The following is a 23,295-nucleotide window of genomic DNA, read 5'->3' as shown; positions in this document are numbered from 1 at the left end:
CAGCGGGCGGCATCGGAGGGACTGGGCACATGGTCGCGAGACCGAGGAACTGGGCGGGCAACATCGAGTTCACAGCGCGGCGGCTGGAGGAGCCCGACTCCCTCGACCGGCTGCGCGAGATCGTCACCGGCCACGACCGGGTGCGCGTGCTGGGCACCGGGCACTCCTTCAACCGCATCGCCGACACCACCGGCGTCCTGGTCTCGCTGCGGTCGCTGCCCCGGGTCGCCGACCTCGATCCCGCCCGCGGAACGGTCCGCGTCGACGGTGGGACGCGGTTGGACGAGCTGTGCGCGTTCCTGCGGCGCCACGGTCTGGCCCTGCCCGACCTCCCCTCCTCGCCGCACTTCACCGTCGCCGGGGCCTGCGCCACCGGGACGCACGGGTCGGCGCACGCGACCGGCACCCTGGCCTCCTTCGTGACCTCCGTCGAGCTGCTGACCTGGGACGGTTCCACCGTCGTGCTGACCCACGGGGACGCCGACTTCGGCGGGGCGGTGACGTCGCTGGGCGCCCTGGGGGTGGTCACCGCGCTGTCCCTGCGGCCCTGTTCCGGCTTCGAGGTCGAGCAGCGGGTGTATGAGGAGGTCGGTTGGGACGTGCTGACCGACCGGTTCACCGACGTCTTCACGGCCGCCCACGCCGTCAGCGCGTTCACCGACTGGTCCGCCCCCGTCCGCCTGTGGGTCAAACACCGCGTCGGCGCGCCCCGGGACGATCTGGGCTGGACGGGAGCGCGGGCCGCCGACGCCCCCCGGCACCCCATCGCGGGAATGCCCGCCGGCAACGCCACGGAGCAGTTGGGGACGGCCGGGCCGTGGGACGAGCGTCTCCCCCACTTCCGCGCCGGCTCGATGCCCAGCGCGGGCGCCGAGTTGCAGTCGGAGTACTTCGTCCCGCTCGCGGCGGCGGCGCCGGCGGTAGAGGCGCTGCGCGAGGCCGGCGCGGAGATCTCCCCCATGATCCAGACGGCCGAGATCCGCGTCGTCGCCGCCGACGACTGCTGGCTGAGCCCGTCCCACGGGCGGGACAGCGTCGCCTTCCATTTCACCTGGGTCCCCGAGCCTCGCGCGGTGGCCTCCGTCATCGCCCGGGTCGAGGAGGCGCTCGCCCCGTTCGATCCGCGCCCCCACTGGGGCAAGCTCTCCGCGCTCCCCCCGGAGGGGCTGCGGGCCTCCTATGAGTACTGGGACGACTTCCGTCGGCTGGTGGACCGGCTGGATCCGGTGGGAAGGTTCCGCAACGCGCTGATCGACCACTACTTCCCCGCGCCCTCGGGGCCGGCGCGCTGACGGCGCGTCCCGACGATCGCGACAACCGCGAGGAGGAGCATGACCAGGTACGCGGTGGTGCTGCGCGGGATCAACGTCGGTGGTCACCGCACGGTGCGGATGGCCGCGTTGCGGGAGCTGGTCGGCCGACTCGGCTACACCCGGGTCTCGACGCTGCTCCAAAGCGGCAATGTCGTGTTCGACGCGGCCGAGGGGGACCGGGAGGCGGTCGGCGCGGCCGTCGAGGCGCGCATCGCCACCGAGCTCGGCCTGGCCGTGGACGTCATGGTGCGCACCGTCGAGGACCTGCGCGGGATCGTGGCGGGCCTGCCCTTCCCGGACGCCACCGCGGCCACGTGCGCGGTGGCCTTCCTCCGTGGTCCCGTCGACAAAGCGGCCCTGGCCGGCCTCGCCCCGGGCTCCTTCGCCCCCGAGGAGATGGCCGTGGGCGAGCGTGAGCTCTACCTCCGCCTTCCTGCCGGCCTGGGGCGGGCCCGGCTGCCGGGGCTCGTGCAACGCCGGCTGGGGGTGCCGATGACGATTCGCAACTGGAGTACCACGGAGCGGCTTCTCGCTCTCGCCGAGGAGTAGCCCCGTCCCGTTGTGGCGGTCTCCCGGTTCCGGCGCGATCCCGCCGCGGGCGGATTCTCCACCCCTGTAGGCGATTGGGCTTTACGTGGCTTTTTTCATACTTTCATGTTGTTTTGCCGGTTTCGTTCGGGGCATGAGTGCCGCTTCGGAAAAAATCCCGACCGTCTCCGGAGAACCCCCGTGGCAGAATCCGCCCCACCGATCGAGGACGAACCCACCGGCCGAACAGAACCCCGACCCCCCACCGACGCCTCCTTCCTCGGCCATCCGCGCGGCCTGAGGTCCCTGTTCGGCCTGGAACTGTGGGAACGCTTCTCCTACCTGGGCATGCAGGCCATCCTGGTGCTCTACTTCGCCGACACCGTGCTCAACGGCGGCCTCGGACTCGCCCCCTCCACCGCCGCCTCCCTCACCGCCGCCTACGGCACCCTGGTCTACCTCGTCTCGGTCGCCGGCGGCTGGCTCGCCGACCGCGTCCTCGGCTCCTACCGCTCCGTCCTGTGGGGCGGAATCCTCATCGCCGCCGGCCACTACACGATGGCCGTCCCCACCGGCGCGGCGACGTGGGCCGGACTCGCCCTGATCATCGCCGGCACCGGCCTGCTCAAGCCGAACGTCTCCACCATGGTGGGCAAGCTCTACGCCACCGACGACGAACGGCGCGACGCCGGCTTCGCCATCTACTACACGGGCATCAACATCGGCGCCTTCCTCGGCCCGCTCGTCACCGGATTCCTCGGTCAAAAGATCGGCTACCACTGGGGCTTCTCCGCCGCCGCGATCGGCATGACCCTCGGCCTCGTCCAATACGTCCTGGGGCGGCGCCACCTCGCCGGCCGCCGCGAGGGCGCCGAGTACCCCCTGCCGGCCCACGCCCTGCGCCGCGCCCTGTGGACGATCGGCGGCTGCGCGGGCGCGGTGGCCGTCGCCGCGGCCGTCGCCGGGGCCCTCGGCGCGCTCACCCTGGACCGCGTCGTCGACCTGGTCTCCCTCGCCTCGGTGGTCGCCCCCGTCGTCTACTTCGCGGTCATGTTCCGCAGCCCGCGGGTGACCCGCCCGGAACGGGCGCGGCTGCGCCCCTACGTGGTGCTGTTCGCCGCCTCCGTGGTCTTCAACATGATCCTGTTCCAGGCCTACTCGGTGCTGACCCTGCTCGCCTCCGACCACGCGCGCACCGACGTGTTCGGCTGGGACTTCCCCTCGACCTGGTACGGCTCCGTCCTGGGCGTCGTGGAGGTCGTGGGAGGGCCGCTCATCGCCGCGCTGTGGGTCGCGTTGGGGCGCCGCCAGCCGCACGCCTCGGCCAAGATCGCCACGGGTGTGATCCTGGGCGGCCTGTCCTTCCTCGTGCTGGTCCCGGCGACGGCCGGGCGGACCGGGGAGTGGGAGATGGCCGCCTGGTGGCTCATCGCCTCCTTCGCCCTGCTCGGCATCGGTGACGTCATCCTCCAGACCACGGGCATGTCGGCCACGACCAAGCTCGCCCCCGCCGCCTTCGCCGGACAGACCATGGCCCTGTGGTTCCTCTCCCTGGCCCTGGCCAACGGCATCCAGGCCCAGGTCGTCCGCTTCTACGGCGAGGTCCCCGACCTCGTCTACTTCGGTGTCACCGGCGCCGTCGCCGTCGTCGCCGGGATCGCCATGATCGCCGCCGGCCCCTGGCTGCGCCGCACGATGCACCCCGTCCACTGAAGACCGATCGGAACGTCCCTGACATGCGCCTTCGCACCGACTTCCCGTACGAGACCACCCGCTCGGACGTCTGGATCCCGCTGCCGGACGGCACCCGGCTGTACGCGCGGATCTGGCGTCCCGTCACCGACACGCCCGTCCCGGCGCTGCTGGAGTACCTGCCCTACCGGCTCGGCGACTGGACCGCACCCCGCGACGCCCAACGCCACCCCTGGTACGCGGGCCACGGCTACGCCTCCGTCCGCGTGGACGTGCGCGGCCACGGCGACTCCGAGGGCCTGCCCGGCGACGAGTACTCCGACACCGAGATCGACGACGGTGTCGCCGTCGTCGAATGGCTGGCCGCCCAACCCTGGTGCAACGGCCGCGTCGGCATGTTCGGGATCTCCTGGGGCGGCTTCAACAGCCTCCAGATCGCCGCGCGGGCGCCCGAACCGCTGAAGGCGATCGTCACCGTCTGCTCCGCCGACGACCGCTACGACAACGACGTCCACTACATGGGCGGCTCGGTGCTCGCCGTGGACATGCACGCCTGGGCGGCGACCATGCTCGCCTTCGTCTCCCGGCCGCCGGACCCGACCCGGGTGGGCGCGCGCTGGCGGCAGATGTGGCTGGACCGTCTCGAAGCGGTCGAGCCGTTCAGCCACACCTGGCTGGCCCACCAGTCCCGTGACGACTACTGGCGGCGCGGCAGCGTCTGCGAGGACTACTCCGCCATCACCGCGGCGGTGCTCGCGGTCGGCGGATGGCACGACCCCTACCGCGACACGGTGCTGCGGCTCGTCGAGCACCTCGACGCGCCGGTGCGCGGGCTCATCGGCCCGTGGTCCCATCAGTACCCCGACCGTGGGCTGCCGCCCGGTCCCGCGATCGGTTTCCTCCAGGAGACGCTGCGCTGGTGGGACCGCTGGTTGAAGGAGCCGGCCGAGCGGGGGGCGGACGCGGCCGAGCGGCCCGACGTCATGTCCGAACCGCTGCTGCGCTCCTGGATCAGCGAGTCGCACCCTCCGGCCACCACCTACCCGGTCCTTCCCGGACGCTGGGTCGGCGACGACACGTGGCCGTCGCCCGCGGTCACGATGACGCCCTTTGGACTCGGCCGCGAGCTGGCACCGGGCGCGCCCGTCACCGCCGACGGCACGATCCCGGTCGTCTCGCCGCAGCACACCGGGATCGACGCCGGACGGTTCTTCCCGTTCGGCAACGACGCCGACCTTCCCCCCGACCAACGCGAGGAGGACGGCCGCTCGGTGTGCTTCGACTCCGCGCCGTTGGAGGAGCGGGTGGAGATCCTGGGCCGGCCCCGCGTCCGGCTGCGCATCCGCTGCGACGCCCCCCGGGGCCAGGTGATCGCCCGCCTCCTCGACGTCGCCCCCGACGGATCGTCCACGCTGGTCACCCGGGGCGTCCTCAACCTGCTCGCCCGCCACGGCAGGGACCGGGCCGTCGAGTGGGAGCCCGGGGCGACCGAGGACGTCTCCTTCGACCTCAACGGCATCGGGCACGCCTTCCCGCCCGGGCACCGCGTCCGGCTCGCCCTCTCGTCGGCCTACTGGCCGTGGATCTGGCCCCACCCCGACGCCGCCGGCTTCGCCGTCGATCCGCGCGCGAGCGCCCTGGACCTGCCGGTGCGCGACCCCGCGGCCGACGCCGGGGCCGCCCCGATCCGGTTCGAGGAGCCGGAGCAGGCCGAACCGCTCGGCGTGGTCACGCCCGAGGCCGCGGAGCAGCGTCCCGAACGCCGCGTGGTGCGGGACGTCCGCAACGGGGAGTGGCGGCTGGAGGTCGATCCGCGTTACGGCGGTACCCGGATCTACCCCGATGGGCTGGAGTTCACCGAGGACGCGCTGGAGACCTACGTCATCCGCTCCGACGACCCCCTGTCCGCCCGCACCCGGTCGGACTGGTCGATCCGGCTGCACCGGCCCGACATCGGCTGGGACGCGCGGGTGCGGACCCGTTCGGAGATCACCGCCACGGCGACGGAGTTCGTCGCCTCCAGCGAGGTCACCTGCCTCGACGGCGACGAGACGGTCTTCCACCGCACTTGGGAGCGGCGCATCCCCCGCACCGCGGGCTAGAACAGCGGCCGGGCGGTGGGCGGGGCTGCGGCACCCACCGCCCGGCGCGTCTCGCGGTCCTGGTGACCGCCCCGCGCGCCCGCACCGCATCCGCCGAGGCCGGCGGTGTGCCCCGGCGGCGTGGCGGCTCCGGCCCGTTGGGGCGCCGCCACGCGTTGGCGGCGCCCCGTCGTGGTCCCCTCACCCGCCCGGTACGCGGTCTCCTCCCCGCCCCGGCTTCCCGCGAGGACGGGCCGCCGCCAGGAGACGACAGAGCGTCTTGTCGACAAAGGGGCGGCCTGCGAACATCTGAGCATGCACCCCAGCTCTCCGGCGTCCACGCCCCTGCGGTCCGCTCGCGACCGCTTCGCCCCCGAGGGCGTCTTCCTCAACACCGCCACCTACGGTCTTCCTCCCGCCGAGGCGACGGAGGCGGTGGTCGCCCTGGAACGCGACCGCGCGGCGGGCCGGCTCGACCCGGCCGCCTTCGACACGATCGTGGCCCGGGGCAGGCGGGCCTTCGCCCGGCTCATCGGCGTTCCCGACCAGCGCGTCGCCATCGGCCCCCAGGCGTCCCACTTCGTCGGTCTGGTCGCGGCGTCGCTGCCCTCCGGCGCCGAGGTCGTCGTCGCCGACGGCGACTTCACGTCGTTGCTGTTCCCGTTCCTCGTGGCCGAGCGGCGCGGGGTGCGGGTGCGTTCGGTCCCGCTGGAACGGATCGTCGAGGAGGTGACGCCCGCCACCTCTCTGGTGGCCGTGTCCGCGGTGCAGTCCGCTGACGGACGTATCGCCCCGGTCGAGGACCTGATCACCGCCACGTCGGGGAACGGGGCCCGGCTGCTGCTGGACGTCACCCAGTCGGCCGGATGGCTGCCGCTGCCCGCCGAACGGGTCGACCTGCTGGTCTGCTCCGGTTACAAGTGGTTGCTCGGTCCGCGTGGGACGGCCTTCCTCGCCGGAACGGAGGAGGCGCTGGCCTCGCTCGTCCCCTTCGCCGCGGGCTGGTTCGCGGGAGCCCAGGTGTGGGAGTCCGTCTACGGGCTGCCACTGCGGCTCGCGACGGATGCCCGTCGCCTCGACCTGTCCCCGGCGTGGGCGTCGTGGGCCGGCCACGTTCCGGCGCTGGAACTGCTCGCGGAACTGGGGGAGGCGGCCGTGGGCGCGCACAACCGCGCGCTGGCCGACCGTTTCCGGGCGAGCCTGGGGCTGGAGCCGGCCGGATCGGCGATCGTCTCCGTCGAGGCCGATCCGGGAGCCGTCGACCGCCTGGCCGATGCGGGGGTCCACGCCGCGGCCCGCGCGGGGCGGGTCCGCTTCTCGTTCCACCTCTACAACGACGAAACCGATCTGGAGCGGGCGGTGAAGGCGTTGACCGACCGCTGAGGTCCGGGTCCGGGGCCGAGACCGGCCCCCGGACCGCAGGGTCACCTGCCGAGGAACTCCAGCAGGTCCCGGTTGAACTTCTCCTTGTCCCCGGGGACGTTGGCCAGACCGTGGGACCCGCCCTCGTAGACCTTGTAGGTGCAGTCGGGGATGATCTTCGAGGACTTCGCCCCGGCCGCCGCGATGGGCACGACCTGGTCGTCGTCACCGTGGATCACCAGGGTGGGGACGTCGAACCTCTTGAGGTCATCGGTGAAGTCGGTGCAGCCGAATGCGTCCACGCACTTCACGCCGGCCTGGATGCTCTCCTGCATCGCCATGAGCCAGAAGGAGTCCCGGTTGCCCTGGGTGACCTTGTTCCCGGGACGGTTGGCGCCGAAGAAGGTCTCGGAGGCGTCCTTCCAGAACTGTGACCGCTCCTTGAGGATGCCGGCCTTGATGTCCTCGAACACCTCCTCGGGTGTGCCCTCGGGGTTGGTGTCCGACTTGATCATGACCGGCGGGATCGCCGCCGGCAGGACCGCCGACCGGATCCGGGAGGTCCCGTGCCGCCCGATGTAGCGGGCCAGTTCACCACCGCCCATCGAGTGGGCCACGAGGGTGACGTCGCGCAGGTCGAGGTGGCCGATCAGATCGGCGAGGTCGTCGGCGAAGGTGTCGAAGTCGTAGCCGTCCCAGGGCTGACTGGACCGGCCGTGCCCGCGCCGGTCGTGGGCGATGCCGCGGTAGCCGTTGTCGGCCACGCACTTCATCTGGTCCTCCCAGGCGTCGGCGTTGAGCGGCCAGCCGTGGATGAACACCACCGGACGGCCGGACCCCCAGTCCTTGTAGAAGATCTCGTTGCCGTCGCGGGTCGTGACGTAGGCCATGCCGCTGTCTCCTCAGTACGTTCCGTCGAGAGTGACGACCGTGCCCGCCCGGCCTCGTCGGCGTGGCGGACCGTCGTTCTCAGCGGCGCTACCCACGGCCCGTCGACCGGTCGCCCTCGCGCGAGTACGGAGATCTTTACCGTGGCTTCCCATGAGGACGGCGCGGTTCGGGGAGGGGTGTCTGGCCGGAGACATCGAGGGGTCGGGCGCGGGCGATGGCCCGGTCCGGCCCCGGTACGGGAGACGGCCGTCCGATCAGGCGTGGCGCGCCGTCACGGTGTCCGTGTACCGCCTGGTGGACCGACCGTCCTCCTGGCTGCCGAGGCCGAAGATCCCCCTGCGGACCGTGGCGAGCCCGTCGGTGGGCACGTCGTCGTGGACAGGCGTCTCCGCCTGCGTCCCGTCGAGTTCCGGGACGGTCACCGGCGTCGCCGTGCGCTCCCGGCCACCGGCCGGGAGGGTGGTGTCTCCCGCGGTGCTCCGCCGATCGGACCAGATGGTCGGGACCGGGACCGCGCGGCACGGTGGCGACGGTCTCGGGCGTTTCTCCCCGTGTCCCGCGTTCGCCGTGGAGCCGTTGGCCGCGTCGACCGCCGGCGTCGTGGCGGTGAGCGGTGCCTGCCGTTCCCCGTCCTGTCCGACGCCCCCGGGCCCGCGGCTCACCGTCCTGCCGGGCGGGTCCCCGGTCCGGCCGGTCGTGGCAGGTGTCCCGGTGGACCGTGGCCCGTCCAGGGGCGAGTCCCCGCCTCCGGCTCCGCGTCGATCGGCGCGGGACCACACCACGGCGACCATGACACTCGACAGCTACGGGCACCTGTTCGCTCATCGCCCCGGCGCGTTGGACACGGGCGGAGTGGGGCGACCGGCCGGAAACGGCGAGGAGCCGGCCACCCCGACTGGGGTGACCGGCTCCTCGCGACTCCGGTGGCACACGATCCGCTGGGCGGATCGGGCCCTCAGCGGTGGAGGAGGGATTTGAACCCTCGGAAGGTCTCCCTTCACGCGCTTTCGAGGCGCGCGCACTCGGCCACTATGCGACTCCACCGCGACCAACTCTACCGGAGTTCACCCGATGCTCGGTACGGATCATCCGCCCCTGGCGGCCTTCCTCATGAGTGGTGTCGGTTACCGGGGACCACGGGCGGACCGTTCGTGGGGGCGTCCGGCGAGAAGGGGCGCGGCCCCGCCGACGGGTACCGCTGCCGGGTCCTTGCGCTGTCGTCGCTCCCGCCCCCGGGAGCCGGGGCCGAGCCCGGCGGTCCGGCCGACGGACCGGTCGAGCGCTCCCCGGAGCGCTCTTCGGTCCCTCCCTCGCAGGCCCGCTCTCCCAACGGGCCGCGCCCGGGGCATCACGGGGCCCGTCGTCAGACGGATCTGCCGCGGCGACGGCCGAAGAAGTCGGTGAGGAGCGCCGCGCACCGCCCCGCGACATCGGGATCGACCAGGTCGGGGGGGACGACCTCGGGCCGGTGGTTGAGCCTGCGGTCGCGTACGACGTCCCACAGCGAACCGACGGCGCCCGCCTTGGCGTCACGCGCCCCGTAGACCAGCCGCTCCACCCGGGCGAGCACGATCGCGCCCGCGCACATCGTGCACGGTTCGAGGGTGACGGCGAGCGTGCAGCCTGTGAGACGCCACTCCCCCACGTGCCGGGCCGCCGCGCGAAGCGCCAGCACCTCGGCGTGCGCGGTGGGGTCGCCGCTGGCCTCGCGCTCGTTGTGTCCGGTCCCGATGACACCGCCCTGAGGGTCGAGGACCACCGCCCCCACCGGGACATCCCCGCTGTCAGAGGTGCGCGCCGCCTCCTCCAGGGCGAGTCCCAGCGCCGCGTCGTAGCCGGAGGGACCGGTGGGCGGGATCATGCCCGCAGGGCGTCGAGGGCGTCGGCGAAGCCCGCGTGGTCGGCGATCGTGGCCAGCGCGTCGGCGGGCAGCACCCCCTCACGCAGGGTCAGCGCCAAAAGCGTCTCTTCGGGAGTGCCCAGGTCGACGAGCAGACCGGCGTCGCCGCCGGGGTCCGGATAGGGGCGCTGCCCGCCGCGTTCCTCCTCCTCGTCACCGGCGGCCACCGCCACCGTGTCCTCCAACAGGAGCGCGGCGATCGGATAGCCGTGGACCATGCGGGCGTCGGAGAGGAAGACGCGCGGATCGGCGCGGTCGTCGACGCGCACGATCCCGAACCACTCGTCGTCGGCCTCGGCCAACAGGAGCATGGTGTCCTCGGCCGCGTCGGGATCGTGTGCGGCCGCGATGTCGCGCATCAGGTCGGCGACGTCGTCGATGCCCTCGACGTCGGTCAGGTCGACCTCGGTCCCCGTCCATCCGTCGGCGGAGCGGGAGAAGACCGCTGAGAAGATCGACACCGTGGGCTCCTGTCCTCTCTTCCGGTTCGGGGGTGGCACCCCGATCATTTCCGTTCCGCCGTCGGCCTACCCCATCGCGTCCAAAGCACGCTGAAACGCCTGCTGGAACCCCAGCCGCTCGGAGATGCTGGCCAGCACCTCGTCGGGGTACAGGTCGAGGTCGCCGGCGAGCGCGCCCAGCTCCATCTCGTCCAGGCCGAGGTCGGCGAGGATCGACAGGTCGCCGGCGGGCAGCACCTGGTCGAGGTCCTCGTCCTCGGGGACGTCGATGTCGAGGTACTCCAGCACCGAGCGCGCGATCTGCCAGTCGACGGAGGCGGTGACGTCGGAGAGGAACAGACTGACGTCGTCGCGCCCGTACACCCGGGCGATGATGAAGAAGTCGTCTCCGACCGCGACCAGCCCGATGGCCCCGCTGATGCTGGGTTGCTGGCGCAGCGCGTGCAGCAGCCCCTTGAGGTCGTGCGTCAACGCGACGGGGAGCACGTCGACGTCCCAGTACTCCTCTTCTCGATAGGCGACGGCCGCGAAGTCGTTGGAGCCGTCGTCATCGTGTTCGAGTTCCGTCATCGTCACCCCACCCGGATGTCCCTGGTCCGGCCAGGATCGCAGATCGTCCGAGGCAGCGTCATCGTAACGGCCGCTCTCGCCCGTGACTTGGTCTCCCCATAGGGGGCCGTCTCCGTGATAGAAGTCCGCGCTCACACGTCCTATTAGAACGGACGCCCCGTCCTCGACAGAACGCGACCATAAAGTTCGCGTGCGTCAACCGGACGGGAGCGTCGGCGTCACACGGAGTCTCCGGGACGGAGCCCCTGGTGAGTAAGGGTGTCCCGTTTCACCTCTGTGTCCTGGAACGCCGAAAAAGGCAGTTTCGGGCATAGATGAAACCCACCATCAGAGTGGCCGCAACCGGGCTTCCCCTCGCCTCTCGCGAGGCCGGCGCGCCGTGCGGTCCGGCCCCGCGCCCATAGGGGATCGCCCGGTGACACGCCCCGGGGAGCGGTCCCCGGTGTGGGCGCCGGGGGCGTCAGGGGCGTCGGGATGGTGCCGTCTCCTCCTCGCGGACCGGGTCCACCCCTGACTGTGGCCGTCGCCTCGCCGGACGAGCCCGCGCAGGCTCGGGAGCGCTCCTGCCCCGTCGGTAGACTCGCCGCTGGCGCCCCGCCGCATTCGCCCAGCTCACCCGGAGTGTGTTTTACAGATGGAAACCCTCGTCGTCGACCATCCGCTCGTCGCGCACAAGCTCACGACGCTGCGGGACGTCAGAACCGATTCCCCGACGTTCCGTCGGTTGACCGACGAGCTGGTCACCCTGCTCGCCTACGAGGCGACACGTGACGTGCGGGTCGCCGAGGTCACCGTGGAGACCCCGGTCGCCACGACCACCGGGGCGCAGCTCACGCGGCCCACCCCCCTGGTGATCCCGATCCTGCGGGCCGGGCTGGGCATGCTCGACGGCATGACCCGCCTGCTGCCCACCGCGGAGGTCGGTTTCCTCGGCATGGCCCGCAACGAGGAGACCCTCCAGCCGGCCACCTACGCCGACCGCCTTCCCCAGGATCTGTCGGGGCGGCAGTGCTACGTCCTCGACCCCATGCTCGCCACCGGCGGGACGCTGGCGGCGTCGATGAAGCTGCTGGTGGACCGCGGCGCGGACCACGTCACCGCGATCTGCCTGCTCGCCGCACCCGAGGGGCTGAAGGCGGTCGAGCGGAAACTGGTCGAAAGCCTCGGCCGGGAGCACCGGGCGCAGCTGCGCGTGGTCACGGCCGCCGTTGACGAGCGGCTGAACGAGCACGGCTTCATCATCCCGGGCCTGGGGGACGCCGGGGACCGGTTGTACGGCTCGGTCTGACCGCGTTTCACGCACCGCGTCCGTCCACGCTTCCGTGGACGGACGCTTTCTAATTTTGGATATCAGTTAACCGTGTATTCGGATGGCCGTTTTTGAGACGTGAGAGACATCGCTCTATTTTGTGTTATCCGAATTCACGTTGAGACGGAGTTGTGACCCATAGAGGCGATCCTGGATCTCGGACGATCCGGATCAGGAGACATCCCACGCCCGAAACTTCCCGCCCCACTCCTCGCCCCGAACTCTCGGCCACGACCTCCCCTTCTGTACACCCCACCCTCCCCATACCTCCTTCCCACCTCCCTGCTACGGTTACCCACCGAAGATAATTAGGTACGGAGCGCCACCAACCACCCCTACCCCACCAAGGAGTGACATGACCGAAACGCCCACCGCAGCGCTGCACGAATTCGCTCCCGTCATGGATAAGCTCCGGGCCGAATTCGCCGACGTCCATCCGGAGACGACGGTCTCCCGCTGCGTCCGGGCGGCCAGGTCAGGGCTGCGGGATGTCACCGGGAAGGCGACTCCCGACCTCGTCGAACGCATCGCGCGCCAACATCTCCACGTTCTGGCAGCAGCATTTGCGGAAGTCGGACAGTCCCAAACCACCCGGTGACCAGGGCCACACTGTTCCCACCTGGAACGCCACGCCGTCAGCTCGGATCTGCCTTTACGAGCCCCGACAGCGGTGTAACAATCACCTTGGGTTAGTGGGTCAGTGGCATTCTTTGGAGTTGATCATGGCGAGGTTGAAACAATGGCTGAAATACGCGCTCATCGCCTTCGTCGCTTTCTATCTGCTCACCCAGCCCGAATCCGCCGCCGGAGTGATCGACGCGGGCCTGGGTGGGTTGATGTCCGCGGCCGACTCCCTGTCCCGCTTCGTCAACGCCGTGGCCGCTTAGGTTCTGAGGCGGCATGAAGCTCGTAACTCCGGGCGACGCGGCGCCCGCATCGGTCAACCGCTACCTGCTGCCACACGAGCAGCAGGTCATCACCATGCGGCGGCATCCGGCGATCCTGATCGGCCCGGTGGCCCTGGTCCTCGGCGGCCTGATCGCCGCCGGTGTCCTGAGCAGCGTCATCGGCGATCCCACCGCACTCGCCGTCATCTGGTGGGTCTGGCTCCTGCTGCTCGTCTGGTTCGTGTGGAAGGTGGCCGAGTGGTCGGTCGACTACTTCGTCATCACCTCCGCGCGCCTGCTCCTGACGACCGGGTTGATCACCCGGCAGGTCGACATGATGCCCCTGGGCAAGGTCACCGACATGCGATTCGAGCGTTCCTTCATGGGTCGGCTCCTCGGCTACGGGACGTTCGTCATGGAGTCCGCCGGTCAGGATCAGGCACTGAGCAGGATCAACTTCGTGCCCTATCCTGAACAGCTCTACCTGGAGATCGTCGGACTGATCTTCCCCGGCGACTGAGGAACAGCACACCACCAGCAGGACGTGGAAGAGGCGCCCATCGGCCGATGGGCGCCTCTTCCACGTCCTGGCATACCAGGTAGATAGAACCAAGTTGACTTAAAGGTGAACAGAAGGTTAACTATAGTCCTCACTATGCTAAACGAGGGGGTGTCGCCATGGCTCGAAAGGTGTCCGAGGCTTCGCTGACCACCCGACCCGCTCCGACCCGACGTCGCCGTCGCGCAACCGTGAACCGTGCGTGCGCGACGGTCACCTCTTCCCTCCCCCGCCCCCGGTCGATGGAGGAGACGGTGACCGAACCCGCACGGCCCGCGCTCGTCTGGGTCCTGGTACCCGACGCGACCGGTCGCATGCGCCCCGAAGCCCGCTGGGCCTAGGACACGCGACCGCGGAAGCGGCCGTCCACCACAGGTGGACGGCCGCTTCCGCGTTCTCCCCTTCTCGACTCATCGACACGGCGACCTGGCGCCTCATCTACCGGACGGACCGCCGCGGCGCCGCATACGGTCCCTCGACGTCTGCGTCCACCACCCCGGTGGACACGGGCCCGGCGCGCGGCCGCGCAGAGGGCGGGGCGCCCCCGGGCCTACGACGGGCCCCATGGCGCCGTCTCGCCGCCAAAGCGACCTGTCACCTCAGCGCCTTGTCGACTTGTCCCCGCCGATACGGCCCTGCGGCCGCAAAGCCCGGGTTTCGGCCCACTGGAATCCCCCACCTGCCACAATGCCGGGGACCCACCTGAATCGACGAGAATCCGGAATCCCATGTCCCTGCCCCCACCGCCCGGTGTCCCCTACGGACCGGGCTACGGCCCCCCGGTCGCGCCGCCGCACTACCCCGGCTACGGCTACCCGGCCGCCCACCACCTCGGCGGTCCCATCGCCTACGGCCCCCAGCCCGCGAGTTGGGGGGTCCGGCTCGGCGCCCACATCATCGACGGGTTCATCGCGACCTTCATCGGCTTCACGGTCTACCTGGCCGGAGCACTGGTCGTGATGGTGCCGCTCTCCGTCGCCCTGGACGGCCGGCCGGAGTCCACGATCGCCTCCATCATGGTTCCGTCCGTCCTGCTGATCGCCGCCGCCGCGCTGTTCTCCTCCTTCGCCTACTACTGGCTGTCCTATTCGAGGAGCGGGCAGACGCTGGGCAAGCGGATGGTCGGCATCAAGGTGATCGCCATGGCCACCGGCCTGCCCCCCACCAAGAAGGCGGCGGCCGGCCGCGTCCTCACCCAGTTCCTGCTCGCCTACGTCCCCTTCGGGTCGCTGCTCGACGGCCTGTGGCCGTTGTGGGACGAGCCCTATCGCCAGGCCCTGCACGACAAGGCCGCCAAGACACGCGTCATCGCCGTCTGACCGCGAAGGAACCTCGTCCCGCTCTCCCCCGCCCGGCCGTGGCGGGGGCCGGGGACGCCCGCTCCCGCCTCATCGGGCGTCGAAGGGCGCGACCGGGCACGCGGCCGTCCGGCGCCTCGGGGGACGGGAGGACACCCGGCCGCACCGGGACGGGCCGTTTCGAGCCAGGCCGCCCGGGGACGCGACAGCCGCCCCTGGGGAAGCGGCACCCGCGGCGGCTCGATCACCCCGGCGCCATGTCGACAAAGCGGCTGTAGTGCCCTTGGAAGGCCACCGTGACCGTCGCGGTGGGGCCGTTACGGTGCTTGGCGACGATCAGGTCGGCCTCGCCCGCACGCGGTGACTCCTTCTCGTGCACGTCCTCGCGGTACAGGAGGATGACCATGTCGGCGTCCTGCTCGATGGACCCCGACTCTCGAAGGTCGCTGACCTGCGGTTTCTTATCGGTCCGTTGTTCGGGTCCACGGTTGAGCTGGGACAGCGCGATGACCGGGACCTCCAGCTCCTTGGCCAGGAGCTTCAGCGACCGCGACATCTCCGAGACCTCCTGCTGGCGGCTCTCCACCCGCCCGCTGGAGCTCATGAGCTGGAGGTAGTCGACCACGACGAGCTTGAGGTCGTGCTGCTGCTTGAGCCTGCGGCACTTGGCCCGGATCTCCATCATCGACATGTTCGGGGAGTCGTCGATGAACAGGGGCGCGCTCGCCACCTCGCCCATGCGCCGGGCCAGCCGGGTCCAGTCGTCGTCGGTCATCAGCCCCGACCGCATCGTGTGCAGCGGTACCCGCGCCTCGGCCGACAGCAGGCGCATGACGATCTCGTTGCGGCCCATCTCAAGACTGAAGAACACGGTCGTCAGCTGGTGCTTGATGGCCGCGGCGCGGGCGAAGTCCAACGCCAGGGTGGAGTTGTGGGTGGGGACCATCGCCTCGGTCGCGAGGTACAGGTGGTCGGGATGGTCCACTTGGACACAGCGCACCGGAACGCTGGGCACCGGCCGGATCCCGGTGATGACGCGCGGGGCGAGGGCCTCCTCCCCGGGTCCGCCGTGGTGGGCGGCGGGTCCGTGCCCCACGGGGAACGTCTCGCGGGGGGCCCGGATCACGACGACGTGTTCCCGGCCCTGTCCTCCCCTCCGCGCCGGCAGCGACGCGGTCCGGTACCCCAGGCCGTGGACGAGGTCGCGGACGTCGCGGGCCAGACGGCGCGTGCCGACCGGAAGACGGATCGCCCCGTCCTCGTCGACCGCGCCCCCCGTGTCGAGGAGGCCCGCCAGCAGCGAGCGCCGCTGGGCGGGGGAGGAACGCAGGTACTCCACCGGGAGGTGGGGCTCGTCCACCACGCCCAGTCGGGTGAGGCGCGCCGTGGTCTCGGCGGCCTCGGCCCAGGGCAGGACGACGTCGTAGCAGTGCTCGGAGACGCCCACGGGCTTGGTGACCAGCCCGCTGGCCTCGATCCCCATCCGGACCTCGGGGTTCGGGCAGGCGATGCGCGCCATGGCGGGATGGCCGCCCCCCAGCCAGGCGCCGAGGAAGTAGGGGGGCAGCGCGAGATCGCGCTCGGGAAGGTCCAACGGCGCCGCGAGGGCGATGGCGGGCCGGCCCTCCAGGCCGTCCTCCAGCGACGTGGCGAGCTCACGCGTGGTCCGTACCCGGACCGGCCGGTCGGGAGCGCTCACGGGCCACTGGTGCTCGGCGTCGGCGATCACGGTGGTGCCGTCGTCGAAGGTGATCTCGTAGCACGGGCGGCCGTGCATGACCTCGGTGGTGGCGACGACGCGGGTCGGGGTGCCGTCGGCGGCGACCAGCAGGTCGCCGGTGCGGACCCGCCCCATGGTGGTCCACCCGTCGGGGGTGGGCAACGGGGTGTCCAGGGCGAGCGCCTTACCCACGGCGGGCCGGGCCGCGATGATGATCATCTGCCCGGGATGCAGGCCGTTGGAGAGGGCGTCGAAGTCGGTGAACCCGGTGGGAACCCCGGTGAGGGAACCGTCGTGGGCCGAGATGGCCTCGATCTCGTCGAGGGCTCCCGGCATGATCTCGCTGAGCGGGAGGTAGTCCTCGCCCGTGCGCTTCTCGGCCACCCGGTAGATCTCGGCCTGGGCCCGGTCGACGAGGTCGTCGACCTCTCCGTCCCCCGCGTACCCGATCTGGGCGATGCGGGTCCCGGCCTCGACGAGTCGGCGCAGAACAGCCCGGTCGGCGACGATGCGGGCGTAGTAGCCCGCGTTGGCGGCCGTGGGGACGGCCTCGGTGAGGGTGTGCAGGTAGGGGGCGCCTCCCACGCGGGTGATCTCGCCTCGCTTGGTCAGCTCGGCGTTGACGGAGACCGCGTCGACCGGCTCGCCGCGCGAGAACAGGTCGATGATGGTGTCGTAGATCGTCTGGTGGGCGGGCCGGTAGAAGTCGGCGGAACGGACGATCTCGACGACCTGGCTGATGGCCTCCTTGGAGAGGAGCATGCCTCCCAGGACGCACTGCTCGGCCATGATGTCGTTCGGAGGCGTGCGTTCGAAACCGCTCTCCTCGCGCGGGCCCTCGGTGTCGCTCACGCCTGTCCCCCCTGCACGTGCTTCAACATGCTCGAACTTGGATTGTCGCCACTTCCGACGACACCCGCAAAACGACCTGTGGACGAGCCTGGGGAGATCCTGTGGACGACCGCGCGGTTTCTGCGGATAGCTTGTGCACAACATCTGTGGATAACTTGTCCACCACCCGCACACACCCTATCTGAGCTGCAAAAACACTATTCACCGCCTGTGTGTGAAAGAAAGTTCACACGCAACTTTCCACAGGTTATCCACAGGGGATCCCGGAAGTGGTGGATAACTGTGGACAACCCGGTCGAACACCCGTCCGGTAACGTGACAGGGCCATGCCACGACCGTCCTCACTGCTCCCGGCTCCGCCTCTGCGGCACCACCACGACCGCGAGATCCTCCACCTCGCCGTCCCCACGTTCTTCGCGCTCGTCTCCGAGCCGCTCTTCCTGCTGACCGACTCCGCGGTGGTGGGACGGCTCGGCACCGCGGAACTCGGCGGGCTCGGGATCGCCTCGCAGATCCTGATGACCCTGGCGAACCTGTGCATCTTCCTCGCCTACGGCACCACATCGGCGGTGGCCCGCAGGTTCGGGGCCGGAGACATCCGCGGCGGCATCCGCAACGGTGTCGACGGGCTGTGGCTCGCGCTGCTCATCGGCGTGGCCGTCATCGCGTTCGGCTGGCCCCTGGCCCCCTGGGCGATCGAGGCCCTGGGAGCCTCCGACACCGTCGCCCCCCACGCGCTCACCTATCTGCGGATCAGTCTGTTGAGCACCCCCGCCCTGCTCGTCATCATGGCGGGCACCGGCGTACTGCGCGGTCTCCAGAACGCGCGGACGCCCCTGTTCGTGGCCGTGGGCTCCAACCTCGCCAACATCGTGCTGTGCGTGTCGTTCGTCCTGGGGTTCGGCTGGGGGGTCGCCGGGTCGGCCTGGGCGACCGTCATCGCGCAGAGCGGCGGCGCCGTCGTCTACATCGCGGTCGTGGCCCACGCGGCCCGCAGGTCAGGGGTCTCCCTGGCCCCTGACGCCGCCGGCCTGAAGGCGTCGGCCTCGGCCGGCGCTGCGCTGTTCGTCCGCACCGTGTCGCTGCGGGTGGCCCTGCTCGCCACGACCGCCGTCGCGGCGCGGCTGGGCGACGGCGAGATCGCCGCCCAGCAGGTGGCGTTCCAGATCTGGTCGCTGCTGGTGTTCGCGCTGGACGCGATCGCCATCGCCGGTCAGGCCATCATCGGCCGTTACCTGGGCGCCTCGGACGCGGCGGGGGCGCGGGCCGCGACCCGCAGGATGGTCGAGTGGGGCGTCATGGTCGGCCTGCTCTTCACCGTGCTGGTGCTCCTGGTCCGCCCCTGGGCGGCCGTTCCCTTCACCACCGACGAGGAGGTCCGGGCGTTGATCGCGGGGGCCCTCGTGGTCGTGGCGCTGCTCCAGCCCCTCAGTGGCGTGGTCATGGTGCTGGACGGCGTCCTCATGGGTGCCGGGGACCAGCGTTACCTGGCGTGGGCCAGCCTGTGGACGACGCTGGTCTACCTTCCCTTCAGCGTTCTCGTGCTGTGGCTGGTCCCCGAGGGGTCGACGATGGGACTGGTGTGGCTGTGGCTGGCCTTCGGGGTGTGGATGCTGGCGCGCGGGGTCACGCTGGGGCTGCGTGCGCGAGGGAGCGCGTGGCTGGTCACCGGAGCCACGCGCCCCTGAGGCTCGGCCGTCAGCGGGTGGGGTCCGCGGGCCCCAGCGCGGGTCCGTGGGCGAAGGCGACGGCCCGCTCGTTCATCGGGACCTCGGGGAAGGAGGGCAGGTGTTCCTCCGGGACAGGCTGCGGGGCCGGTGCCGCCAGCCGCATCTCGATCCTGGCCAGGGCCGCGCTGACGTCACGGCGCAGTTGCGGTAGCAGGGCGTACAGCTTGTCCCCCGGGCACGAGGTGACGTTGTAGTCGCGATGCCCGACGATCGCGCTGTCGGGCTTGAGCCCGTAGACCGCGCACAACCACGCGCACGTCTCGACCAGGGCGTCCATGAGCGCCGCCGGCGGCGTGGCCGAGGTGTAGGTTCCCTCGTTCTCGATACCGATGGTGTGGGCGTTGTGGTTCGCGGTGTGCGCGCCCACCGCGTGCCGACGGTTGCGGATCGCGGGCAGCGAGCTGTTGCGGCCCTCCATGATGTGACCGCCGCGGCTGATCGTGAGCTGCTGGCCGATGTCGTCCCACCCGTTGGTGTCCATGTGGTAGCGCTGAATCGACCGGGACAGCGCGAAGGCGTGGTCGCGCGAGTAGTCCGTGCTGTTCGCGGTGGCGGTGTGGTGGATGACGATGTGGTCCGGTCCGCTGCTGAGGACCTGGGCGGTGCGCTTGGCGCTGCGCGCCCCCCAGTCGCCCCGGTGGTAGACGGTCGGCTCGCCGGCGGCGAACGCGCCCCGCGCGGTCCCCAGGTCGGCGGCTCCTCCGAGGAACACCCCTCCGGTGACGAGCGCGGTACCGCGCAGCATGGTCCGTCTGCTCAGGCCCGCCTCGGCGGCGCTCTGTTCATGAGTGGACACTCGGCCTCATCCTTCCCGTTCGGGTACAGGCCCATCGCCACGATAATGTTGCAGAAAGTAATCAAACCGTCACTTTAAGCACCATGGCGTGTTGCCAAACCCGGGCAAAGGAAAACCCCGGCCCCTCGCGGGGCCGGGGTTCGAGGAGCCGCGCCGTTAGGCGGGAACGACCTCGAGCTCGATCGTGGCGACGACCTCGGGGTGGAGGCGGACCTCGACCCGGTGCTCGCCGACCGACTTGATCGGGTTGCGGATCTCGATCCGGCGCTTGTCGACCGCCGGACCGCCGGAGTTCTTGACCGCCTCGGCGACGTCGGCCGCGGTGACCGAGCCGAACAGACGGCCGGTGTCACCGGCGTTCTGGGACAGGCGGACCTTCAGCGCGCCGAGCTGGCCGGCGACCTGCTTGGCCTCGTCCAGGCTGCGGATGTCGCGGGCCGCGCGGGCACGGCGGATCGAATCGATCTGCTTCTGCCCACCACGCGTCCAGCGGATGGCGAACCCACGGGGCAGCAGGTAGTTACGGCCGTAGCCGTCCTTCACCTCGACGACATCGCCCGGGGCGCCGAGACCATTGACCTCGTGGGTCAAAATGAGCTTCACGACTTAAACCTCCCTCGGATCCCCGTTAGCGAGCGGTGCTGGTGTAGGGCAGCAGCGCCATCTCGCGGGCGTTCTTGATCGCCGTGGCGACGTCACGCTGGTGCTGCGTGCAGTTGCCCGTCACGCGACGGGCGCGGATCTTGCCGCGGTCGGAGATGAACTTCCGCAGCAGGTTGGTGTCCTTGTAGTCGATGTAGGACAGCTTTTCCTGACAGAACAGGCAAACCTTCTTCTTGGGCTTGCGCACTGCCGGCTTTGCCATCGTGGTGCTCCTTGTTCAAGAGCCCCGGTCGTCCCGGGGATGGTCATTCGGACAGATCAAAACGGGTCGTGACGGCCTAGAACGGCGGCTCGTCGGAGTAACCCCCGCCGCCGCCGAAGCCCCCGCCACCGCCGGTGGCCCACGGGTCGTCGGCGGGCGGGCCGGAGCGGCCCCCCTGCTGGCCGCCGAAGCCGCCACCACCCTGGTTGCCGTAGCCCCCGCCACCGCCGAAGCCGCCACCGCCGCCTCCGCCGAAGCCCTGGCCGCCCTGACGCTGCGTCTTCGTCACCTTGGCGGTGGCGCTGCGCAGCGCGGGGCCGACCTCTTCGACCTCGACCTCGAAGACGGTGCGCTTCTCGCCTTCCTTCGTCTCGTACGACCGCTGCTTGAGACGGCCCTGCACGATGACGCGCATACCACGCTGAAGGCTCTCGGCCACGTTCTCGGCGTACTGCCGCCACACCGAGCAGGTGAGGAACATGGACTCGCCATCTCTCCACTCACCGCTCTGGCGGTCGAACGTGCGCGGCGTCGAGGCCACACGGAAGTTCGCCACCGCGGCCCCGCTGGGGGTGAAGCGCAGCTCGGGGTCGTCGACGAGATTGCCCACGAGCGTGATCTGGGTTTCGCCTGCCATTGGTCGGCTCCGGATTCCTAGGTTCGGATCGGGCGGGGCGGGGCGCTGAGCGCCGGAGGCGTCAGTGCACCTCGGGACGCAGGACCTTGGTGCGGAGAACGGCCTCGGTGAGGTTGAGCTGGCGGTCCAGCTCCTTGACCGTGGCGGGCGTGGCGGCGAGGTCGATCACCGCGTAGATGCCCTCGGCGTTCTTGGCGATGTCGTAGGAAAGGCGGCGCTTCCCCCAGACGTCGACCTTCTCGACCGAGCCACCGTCGTTGCGGACGACACCCAGGAACTGCTCCAGCGACGGGGCGACCGTGCGCTCGTCGAGGTTGGGGTCGAGGATGACCATGACTTCGTAGCGACGCATAGGCGTGCCTACCTCCTCTGGACTGTTGCGGCCATGGTCTCTCCATGGCAGGAGGGCACAAGCTCGGATCGGCGCGCCGGAGGGGCGCCGGAGCTCTGAGCCGGACGACATCCCAGGCTACCAGTCGTCACGACGCGGAATCGCCGTCGCTCAGGCAATCCACGACGATCAGGACAGCGACGGCCAGCAGCGAGAACAACCGCGCGAACAGCAGCACCGCGTACCCCTCGAATCCCAGTCCCGTGGCCGGGTCGATGCTCCACATCAGGTGCCGCCAGATCCCCAGGACGTAGCCGATCTCGGCGAGCTGCCACACCCCGAACACCACGAGCGCCGGCCACCCGCGCGACCGCCGTGGCCACGCCAGCGCCGCGAGGGGCACCAGCCACAGGACGAACTGGGGCGACCACACCTTGTTGGTGATGAGGAAGGCGGCGACGACCAGGAACAGCAGCTGTTCCAAGGGAGGGCGGCGGCGGGCGAACAGCCCGAGCAGGGCGATGCCGACACAGGCCAACAGCAGTCCGCCCGTTCCCACGGTGTTGATGCGGTCCAGATCCGCGGTGTCGAAGAGCCCGAAGCCGCCCAGGCCGTAGTAGACGGACCCCCAGTCGGCGCCGCGCTCGCTGCTGAACCGGAAGAAGGTCGCCCACGCCTGCGGAGCCGCCAGGGCGACGGGGAGGTTCACGGCCGTCCAGGCGATCAGGGCGCCGCCCAGCGGTCGCAGGAAGTCCCCGACGCTTCCCCGTCCGCGGAGCACGTCGCGCGCCACGAGCACGAACATCGGGCCGAGGAAGAGCAGGGGGTAGAACTTGGCCGCGACGGCCAGCCCGATGAGCGCCCCCGCGAGCCAGGGGCGGCGGTGCGCGTGGGCCACCAGGCCGCCGGTCGCCAGCGCGACGGCGAGCAGGTCCCAGTTGATGTAGGCGGTGAGGACCGCGGCCGGCGCGAGCGCGGTGAAGGCCCCCGCGATGAGCGCGCGGCGCCGGTCGAACGCGCGCCCGTCCCCGGACAGCCCGCCGCGCCCGGCCAGGTGCCCGACCCCGATCACCGTCGCCCCCAGGCACAACGCCAGCACCAGCGCGGTGACGTCGAAGTAGCCCAGGGCGCGCGAGAGCTGGTCGGGCAGCCAGCTCACCGACCGCGCCAGGAGGTGCATGAGGCCGCCGGTGAGCACGGGGTACTCGACCGGGACGTCCAGGTAGGGGACGATCCCCTGGTCCAGGCCGTCGCGGTAGTACAGCGGGAAGACGTCGCTGTAGCAGGACGCCGCGTACTGGGTGCCGTCGAGCCAGGCGCCGCCGAACCTGCACGGCGCCTTGGCCGCGTATCCGAGCGCCGCGCCCAGCAGGGCCAGCCCGGCCAGCTGCGGCCAGGGGGTCGCGTGACGGGTGGAGAAACGCCGGGTGCCGGCGGCGTCGGTCGCGACACCGCCGGCACCCGGGTCCCCGGTCTCACCGGAGATGGAGGTCACCTGTGCTCCATGTTGTTA

Annotated in this window: 23 protein-coding genes and 1 tRNA gene; 11 read left to right on the top strand and 13 right to left on the bottom strand. The window is 70.9% G+C overall.

Features of this window, described 5'->3' with window-relative positions:
* The first annotated feature begins 29 nt into the window (after positions 1-29).
* The 5 genes from ACYVHU_RS14785 (at position 30) to ACYVHU_RS14765 (ending at position 6,997) form a co-directional block, all read left to right on the top strand.
* Positions 30-1,292: an FAD-binding protein gene (locus ACYVHU_RS14785; protein WP_078761980.1), complete on the top strand. Its 1,263-nt coding sequence runs from the start codon at positions 30-32 to the stop codon at positions 1,290-1,292.
* Positions 1,293-1,331: 39 nt separating this feature from the next.
* A complete protein-coding gene (locus ACYVHU_RS14780; RefSeq protein ID WP_078761981.1) occupies positions 1,332-1,862 on the top strand; it encodes a DUF1697 domain-containing protein in 531 nt (176 codons plus the stop codon).
* Between the two features lie 180 nt (positions 1,863-2,042).
* Positions 2,043-3,554, top strand: coding sequence for a peptide MFS transporter (locus ACYVHU_RS14775; RefSeq protein WP_498948779.1), 1,512 nt, complete (start codon positions 2,043-2,045; stop codon positions 3,552-3,554).
* 23 nt (positions 3,555-3,577) lie between these two features.
* Positions 3,578-5,635, top strand: coding sequence for a CocE/NonD family hydrolase (locus tag ACYVHU_RS14770; RefSeq protein WP_498948778.1), 2,058 nt, complete (start codon positions 3,578-3,580; stop codon positions 5,633-5,635).
* Between the two features lie 294 nt (positions 5,636-5,929).
* Positions 5,930-6,997 carry an aminotransferase class V-fold PLP-dependent enzyme gene (locus ACYVHU_RS14765; RefSeq protein WP_498948776.1) on the top strand — a complete coding sequence of 356 codons (1,068 nt, stop codon included), beginning with the start codon at positions 5,930-5,932 and terminating at the stop codon, positions 6,995-6,997.
* A 41-nt stretch (positions 6,998-7,038) separates the two neighbouring features.
* Here ACYVHU_RS14765 and ACYVHU_RS14760 read toward each other — a convergent pair whose 3' ends face one another.
* From ACYVHU_RS14760 to ACYVHU_RS14735, 6 genes are all read right to left on the bottom strand, one after another.
* Positions 7,039-7,866: an alpha/beta fold hydrolase gene (locus tag ACYVHU_RS14760; RefSeq protein WP_498948773.1), complete on the bottom strand. Its 828-nt coding sequence runs from the start codon at positions 7,864-7,866 to the stop codon at positions 7,039-7,041.
* 255 nt (positions 7,867-8,121) lie between these two features.
* Positions 8,122-8,289 (bottom strand): hypothetical protein, encoded by a 168-nt coding sequence (locus ACYVHU_RS14755; protein WP_159457264.1) that lies wholly within the window; start codon positions 8,287-8,289, stop codon positions 8,122-8,124.
* A gap of 537 nt (positions 8,290-8,826) precedes the next feature.
* Positions 8,827-8,911 (bottom strand) — tRNA-Ser (locus ACYVHU_RS14750).
* 319 nt (positions 8,912-9,230) lie between these two features.
* Entirely contained in the window at positions 9,231-9,728 is a 498-nt protein-coding gene (locus tag ACYVHU_RS14745) for a nucleoside deaminase (RefSeq protein ID WP_498948772.1), read from the bottom strand.
* Positions 9,725-10,228 (bottom strand): tRNA adenosine deaminase-associated protein, encoded by a 504-nt coding sequence (locus ACYVHU_RS14740; protein WP_498948771.1) that lies wholly within the window; start codon positions 10,226-10,228, stop codon positions 9,725-9,727. Before ACYVHU_RS14740 ends, ACYVHU_RS14745 begins: the two co-directional genes overlap by 4 nt.
* 66 nt (positions 10,229-10,294) lie before the next feature.
* Positions 10,295-10,798, bottom strand: a complete 504-nt coding sequence (locus ACYVHU_RS14735; RefSeq protein WP_078761989.1) for a tRNA adenosine deaminase-associated protein — start codon at positions 10,796-10,798, stop codon at positions 10,295-10,297.
* 634 nt (positions 10,799-11,432) lie between these two features.
* On the opposite strand from ACYVHU_RS14735, the gene upp reads away from it, so the two are divergent.
* From upp to ACYVHU_RS14710, 5 genes are all read left to right on the top strand, one after another.
* Positions 11,433-12,086 carry a uracil phosphoribosyltransferase gene (upp, locus tag ACYVHU_RS14730; RefSeq protein ID WP_498948770.1) on the top strand — a complete coding sequence of 218 codons (654 nt, stop codon included), beginning with the start codon at positions 11,433-11,435 and terminating at the stop codon, positions 12,084-12,086.
* Positions 12,087-12,462: 376 nt separating this feature from the next.
* Positions 12,463-12,705: a hypothetical protein gene (locus ACYVHU_RS14725; protein WP_078761991.1), complete on the top strand. Its 243-nt coding sequence runs from the start codon at positions 12,463-12,465 to the stop codon at positions 12,703-12,705.
* 124 nt (positions 12,706-12,829) lie between these two features.
* Positions 12,830-12,994, top strand: coding sequence for a hypothetical protein (locus tag ACYVHU_RS14720; protein ID WP_200813631.1), 165 nt, complete (start codon positions 12,830-12,832; stop codon positions 12,992-12,994).
* A 13-nt stretch (positions 12,995-13,007) separates the two neighbouring features.
* Positions 13,008-13,514 carry a PH domain-containing protein gene (locus tag ACYVHU_RS14715; protein ID WP_078761993.1) on the top strand — a complete coding sequence of 169 codons (507 nt, stop codon included), beginning with the start codon at positions 13,008-13,010 and terminating at the stop codon, positions 13,512-13,514.
* Positions 13,515-14,281: 767 nt separating this feature from the next.
* Positions 14,282-14,872: an RDD family protein gene (locus tag ACYVHU_RS14710; protein ID WP_078761995.1), complete on the top strand. Its 591-nt coding sequence runs from the start codon at positions 14,282-14,284 to the stop codon at positions 14,870-14,872.
* 223 nt (positions 14,873-15,095) lie between these two features.
* Here ACYVHU_RS14710 and dnaB read toward each other — a convergent pair whose 3' ends face one another.
* The gene (gene dnaB / locus ACYVHU_RS14705; protein WP_078761996.1) at positions 15,096-17,423 is read right to left on the bottom strand and encodes a replicative DNA helicase; all 2,328 of its coding nucleotides are present in this window, start codon (positions 17,421-17,423) and stop codon (positions 15,096-15,098) included.
* Between the two features lie 326 nt (positions 17,424-17,749).
* On the opposite strand from dnaB, the gene ACYVHU_RS14700 reads away from it, so the two are divergent.
* Positions 17,750-19,111: an MATE family efflux transporter gene (locus tag ACYVHU_RS14700; protein ID WP_078761997.1), complete on the top strand. Its 1,362-nt coding sequence runs from the start codon at positions 17,750-17,752 to the stop codon at positions 19,109-19,111.
* 10 nt (positions 19,112-19,121) lie between these two features.
* Here ACYVHU_RS14700 and ACYVHU_RS14695 read toward each other — a convergent pair whose 3' ends face one another.
* The 6 genes from ACYVHU_RS14695 to ACYVHU_RS14670 all read right to left on the bottom strand — a co-directional run bounded on the left by ACYVHU_RS14695 (position 19,122) and on the right by ACYVHU_RS14670 (position 23,277).
* Positions 19,122-19,949 carry a peptidoglycan recognition protein family protein gene (locus tag ACYVHU_RS14695; protein WP_078761998.1) on the bottom strand — a complete coding sequence of 276 codons (828 nt, stop codon included), beginning with the start codon at positions 19,947-19,949 and terminating at the stop codon, positions 19,122-19,124.
* Positions 19,950-20,105: 156 nt separating this feature from the next.
* Positions 20,106-20,552 carry a 50S ribosomal protein L9 gene (rplI, locus tag ACYVHU_RS14690; RefSeq protein ID WP_432937739.1) on the bottom strand — a complete coding sequence of 149 codons (447 nt, stop codon included), beginning with the start codon at positions 20,550-20,552 and terminating at the stop codon, positions 20,106-20,108.
* Between the two features lie 25 nt (positions 20,553-20,577).
* Positions 20,578-20,814 carry a 30S ribosomal protein S18 gene (gene rpsR, locus ACYVHU_RS14685; protein WP_078762000.1) on the bottom strand — a complete coding sequence of 79 codons (237 nt, stop codon included), beginning with the start codon at positions 20,812-20,814 and terminating at the stop codon, positions 20,578-20,580.
* A gap of 76 nt (positions 20,815-20,890) precedes the next feature.
* A complete protein-coding gene (locus ACYVHU_RS14680) occupies positions 20,891-21,451 on the bottom strand; it encodes a single-stranded DNA-binding protein (protein WP_078762001.1) in 561 nt (186 codons plus the stop codon).
* Between the two features lie 61 nt (positions 21,452-21,512).
* On the bottom strand, positions 21,513-21,803 hold the full coding sequence (rpsF, locus tag ACYVHU_RS14675) for a 30S ribosomal protein S6 (protein WP_498948769.1): 291 nt from the start codon (positions 21,801-21,803) through the stop codon (positions 21,513-21,515).
* Between the two features lie 127 nt (positions 21,804-21,930).
* The gene (locus tag ACYVHU_RS14670) at positions 21,931-23,277 is read right to left on the bottom strand and encodes a glycosyltransferase family 87 protein (RefSeq protein WP_432937743.1); all 1,347 of its coding nucleotides are present in this window, start codon (positions 23,275-23,277) and stop codon (positions 21,931-21,933) included.
* Positions 23,278-23,295 lie beyond the last annotated feature (18 nt).

It is taken from the genome of Marinactinospora endophytica, from assembly GCF_054780875.1.
Note: the sequence above shows the minus strand (reverse complement) of the source record. Positions and strands in the feature narration are given on the sequence as shown.

Excerpts from the sequence above, each read along its gene's own strand:
- ACYVHU_RS14785 (WP_078761980.1), top strand. The coding sequence starts at position 30 with ATGGTCGCGAGACCGAGGAACTGGGCGGGCAACATCGAGTTCACAGCG.
- ACYVHU_RS14780 (WP_078761981.1), top strand. The coding sequence starts at position 1,332 with ATGACCAGGTACGCGGTGGTGCTGCGCGGGATCAACGTCGGTGGTCAC.
- ACYVHU_RS14770 (WP_498948778.1), top strand. The coding sequence starts at position 3,578 with ATGCGCCTTCGCACCGACTTCCCGTACGAGACCACCCGCTCGGACGTC.
- ACYVHU_RS14765 (WP_498948776.1), top strand. The coding sequence starts at position 5,930 with ATGCACCCCAGCTCTCCGGCGTCCACGCCCCTGCGGTCCGCTCGCGAC.
- ACYVHU_RS14760 (WP_498948773.1), bottom strand. The coding sequence starts at position 7,866 with ATGGCCTACGTCACGACCCGCGACGGCAACGAGATCTTCTACAAGGAC.
- ACYVHU_RS14745 (WP_498948772.1), bottom strand. The coding sequence starts at position 9,728 with ATGATCCCGCCCACCGGTCCCTCCGGCTACGACGCGGCGCTGGGACTC.
- ACYVHU_RS14735 (WP_078761989.1), bottom strand. The coding sequence starts at position 10,798 with ATGACGGAACTCGAACACGATGACGACGGCTCCAACGACTTCGCGGCC.
- upp (WP_498948770.1), top strand. The coding sequence starts at position 11,433 with ATGGAAACCCTCGTCGTCGACCATCCGCTCGTCGCGCACAAGCTCACG.
- ACYVHU_RS14725 (WP_078761991.1), top strand. The coding sequence starts at position 12,463 with ATGACCGAAACGCCCACCGCAGCGCTGCACGAATTCGCTCCCGTCATG.
- ACYVHU_RS14720 (WP_200813631.1), top strand. The coding sequence starts at position 12,830 with ATGGCGAGGTTGAAACAATGGCTGAAATACGCGCTCATCGCCTTCGTC.
- ACYVHU_RS14715 (WP_078761993.1), top strand. The coding sequence starts at position 13,008 with ATGAAGCTCGTAACTCCGGGCGACGCGGCGCCCGCATCGGTCAACCGC.
- ACYVHU_RS14710 (WP_078761995.1), top strand. The coding sequence starts at position 14,282 with ATGTCCCTGCCCCCACCGCCCGGTGTCCCCTACGGACCGGGCTACGGC.
- ACYVHU_RS14700 (WP_078761997.1), top strand. The coding sequence starts at position 17,750 with ATGCCACGACCGTCCTCACTGCTCCCGGCTCCGCCTCTGCGGCACCAC.
- rpsR (WP_078762000.1), bottom strand. The coding sequence starts at position 20,814 with ATGGCAAAGCCGGCAGTGCGCAAGCCCAAGAAGAAGGTTTGCCTGTTC.
- ACYVHU_RS14680 (WP_078762001.1), bottom strand. The coding sequence starts at position 21,451 with ATGGCAGGCGAAACCCAGATCACGCTCGTGGGCAATCTCGTCGACGAC.
- rpsF (WP_498948769.1), bottom strand. The coding sequence starts at position 21,803 with ATGCGTCGCTACGAAGTCATGGTCATCCTCGACCCCAACCTCGACGAG.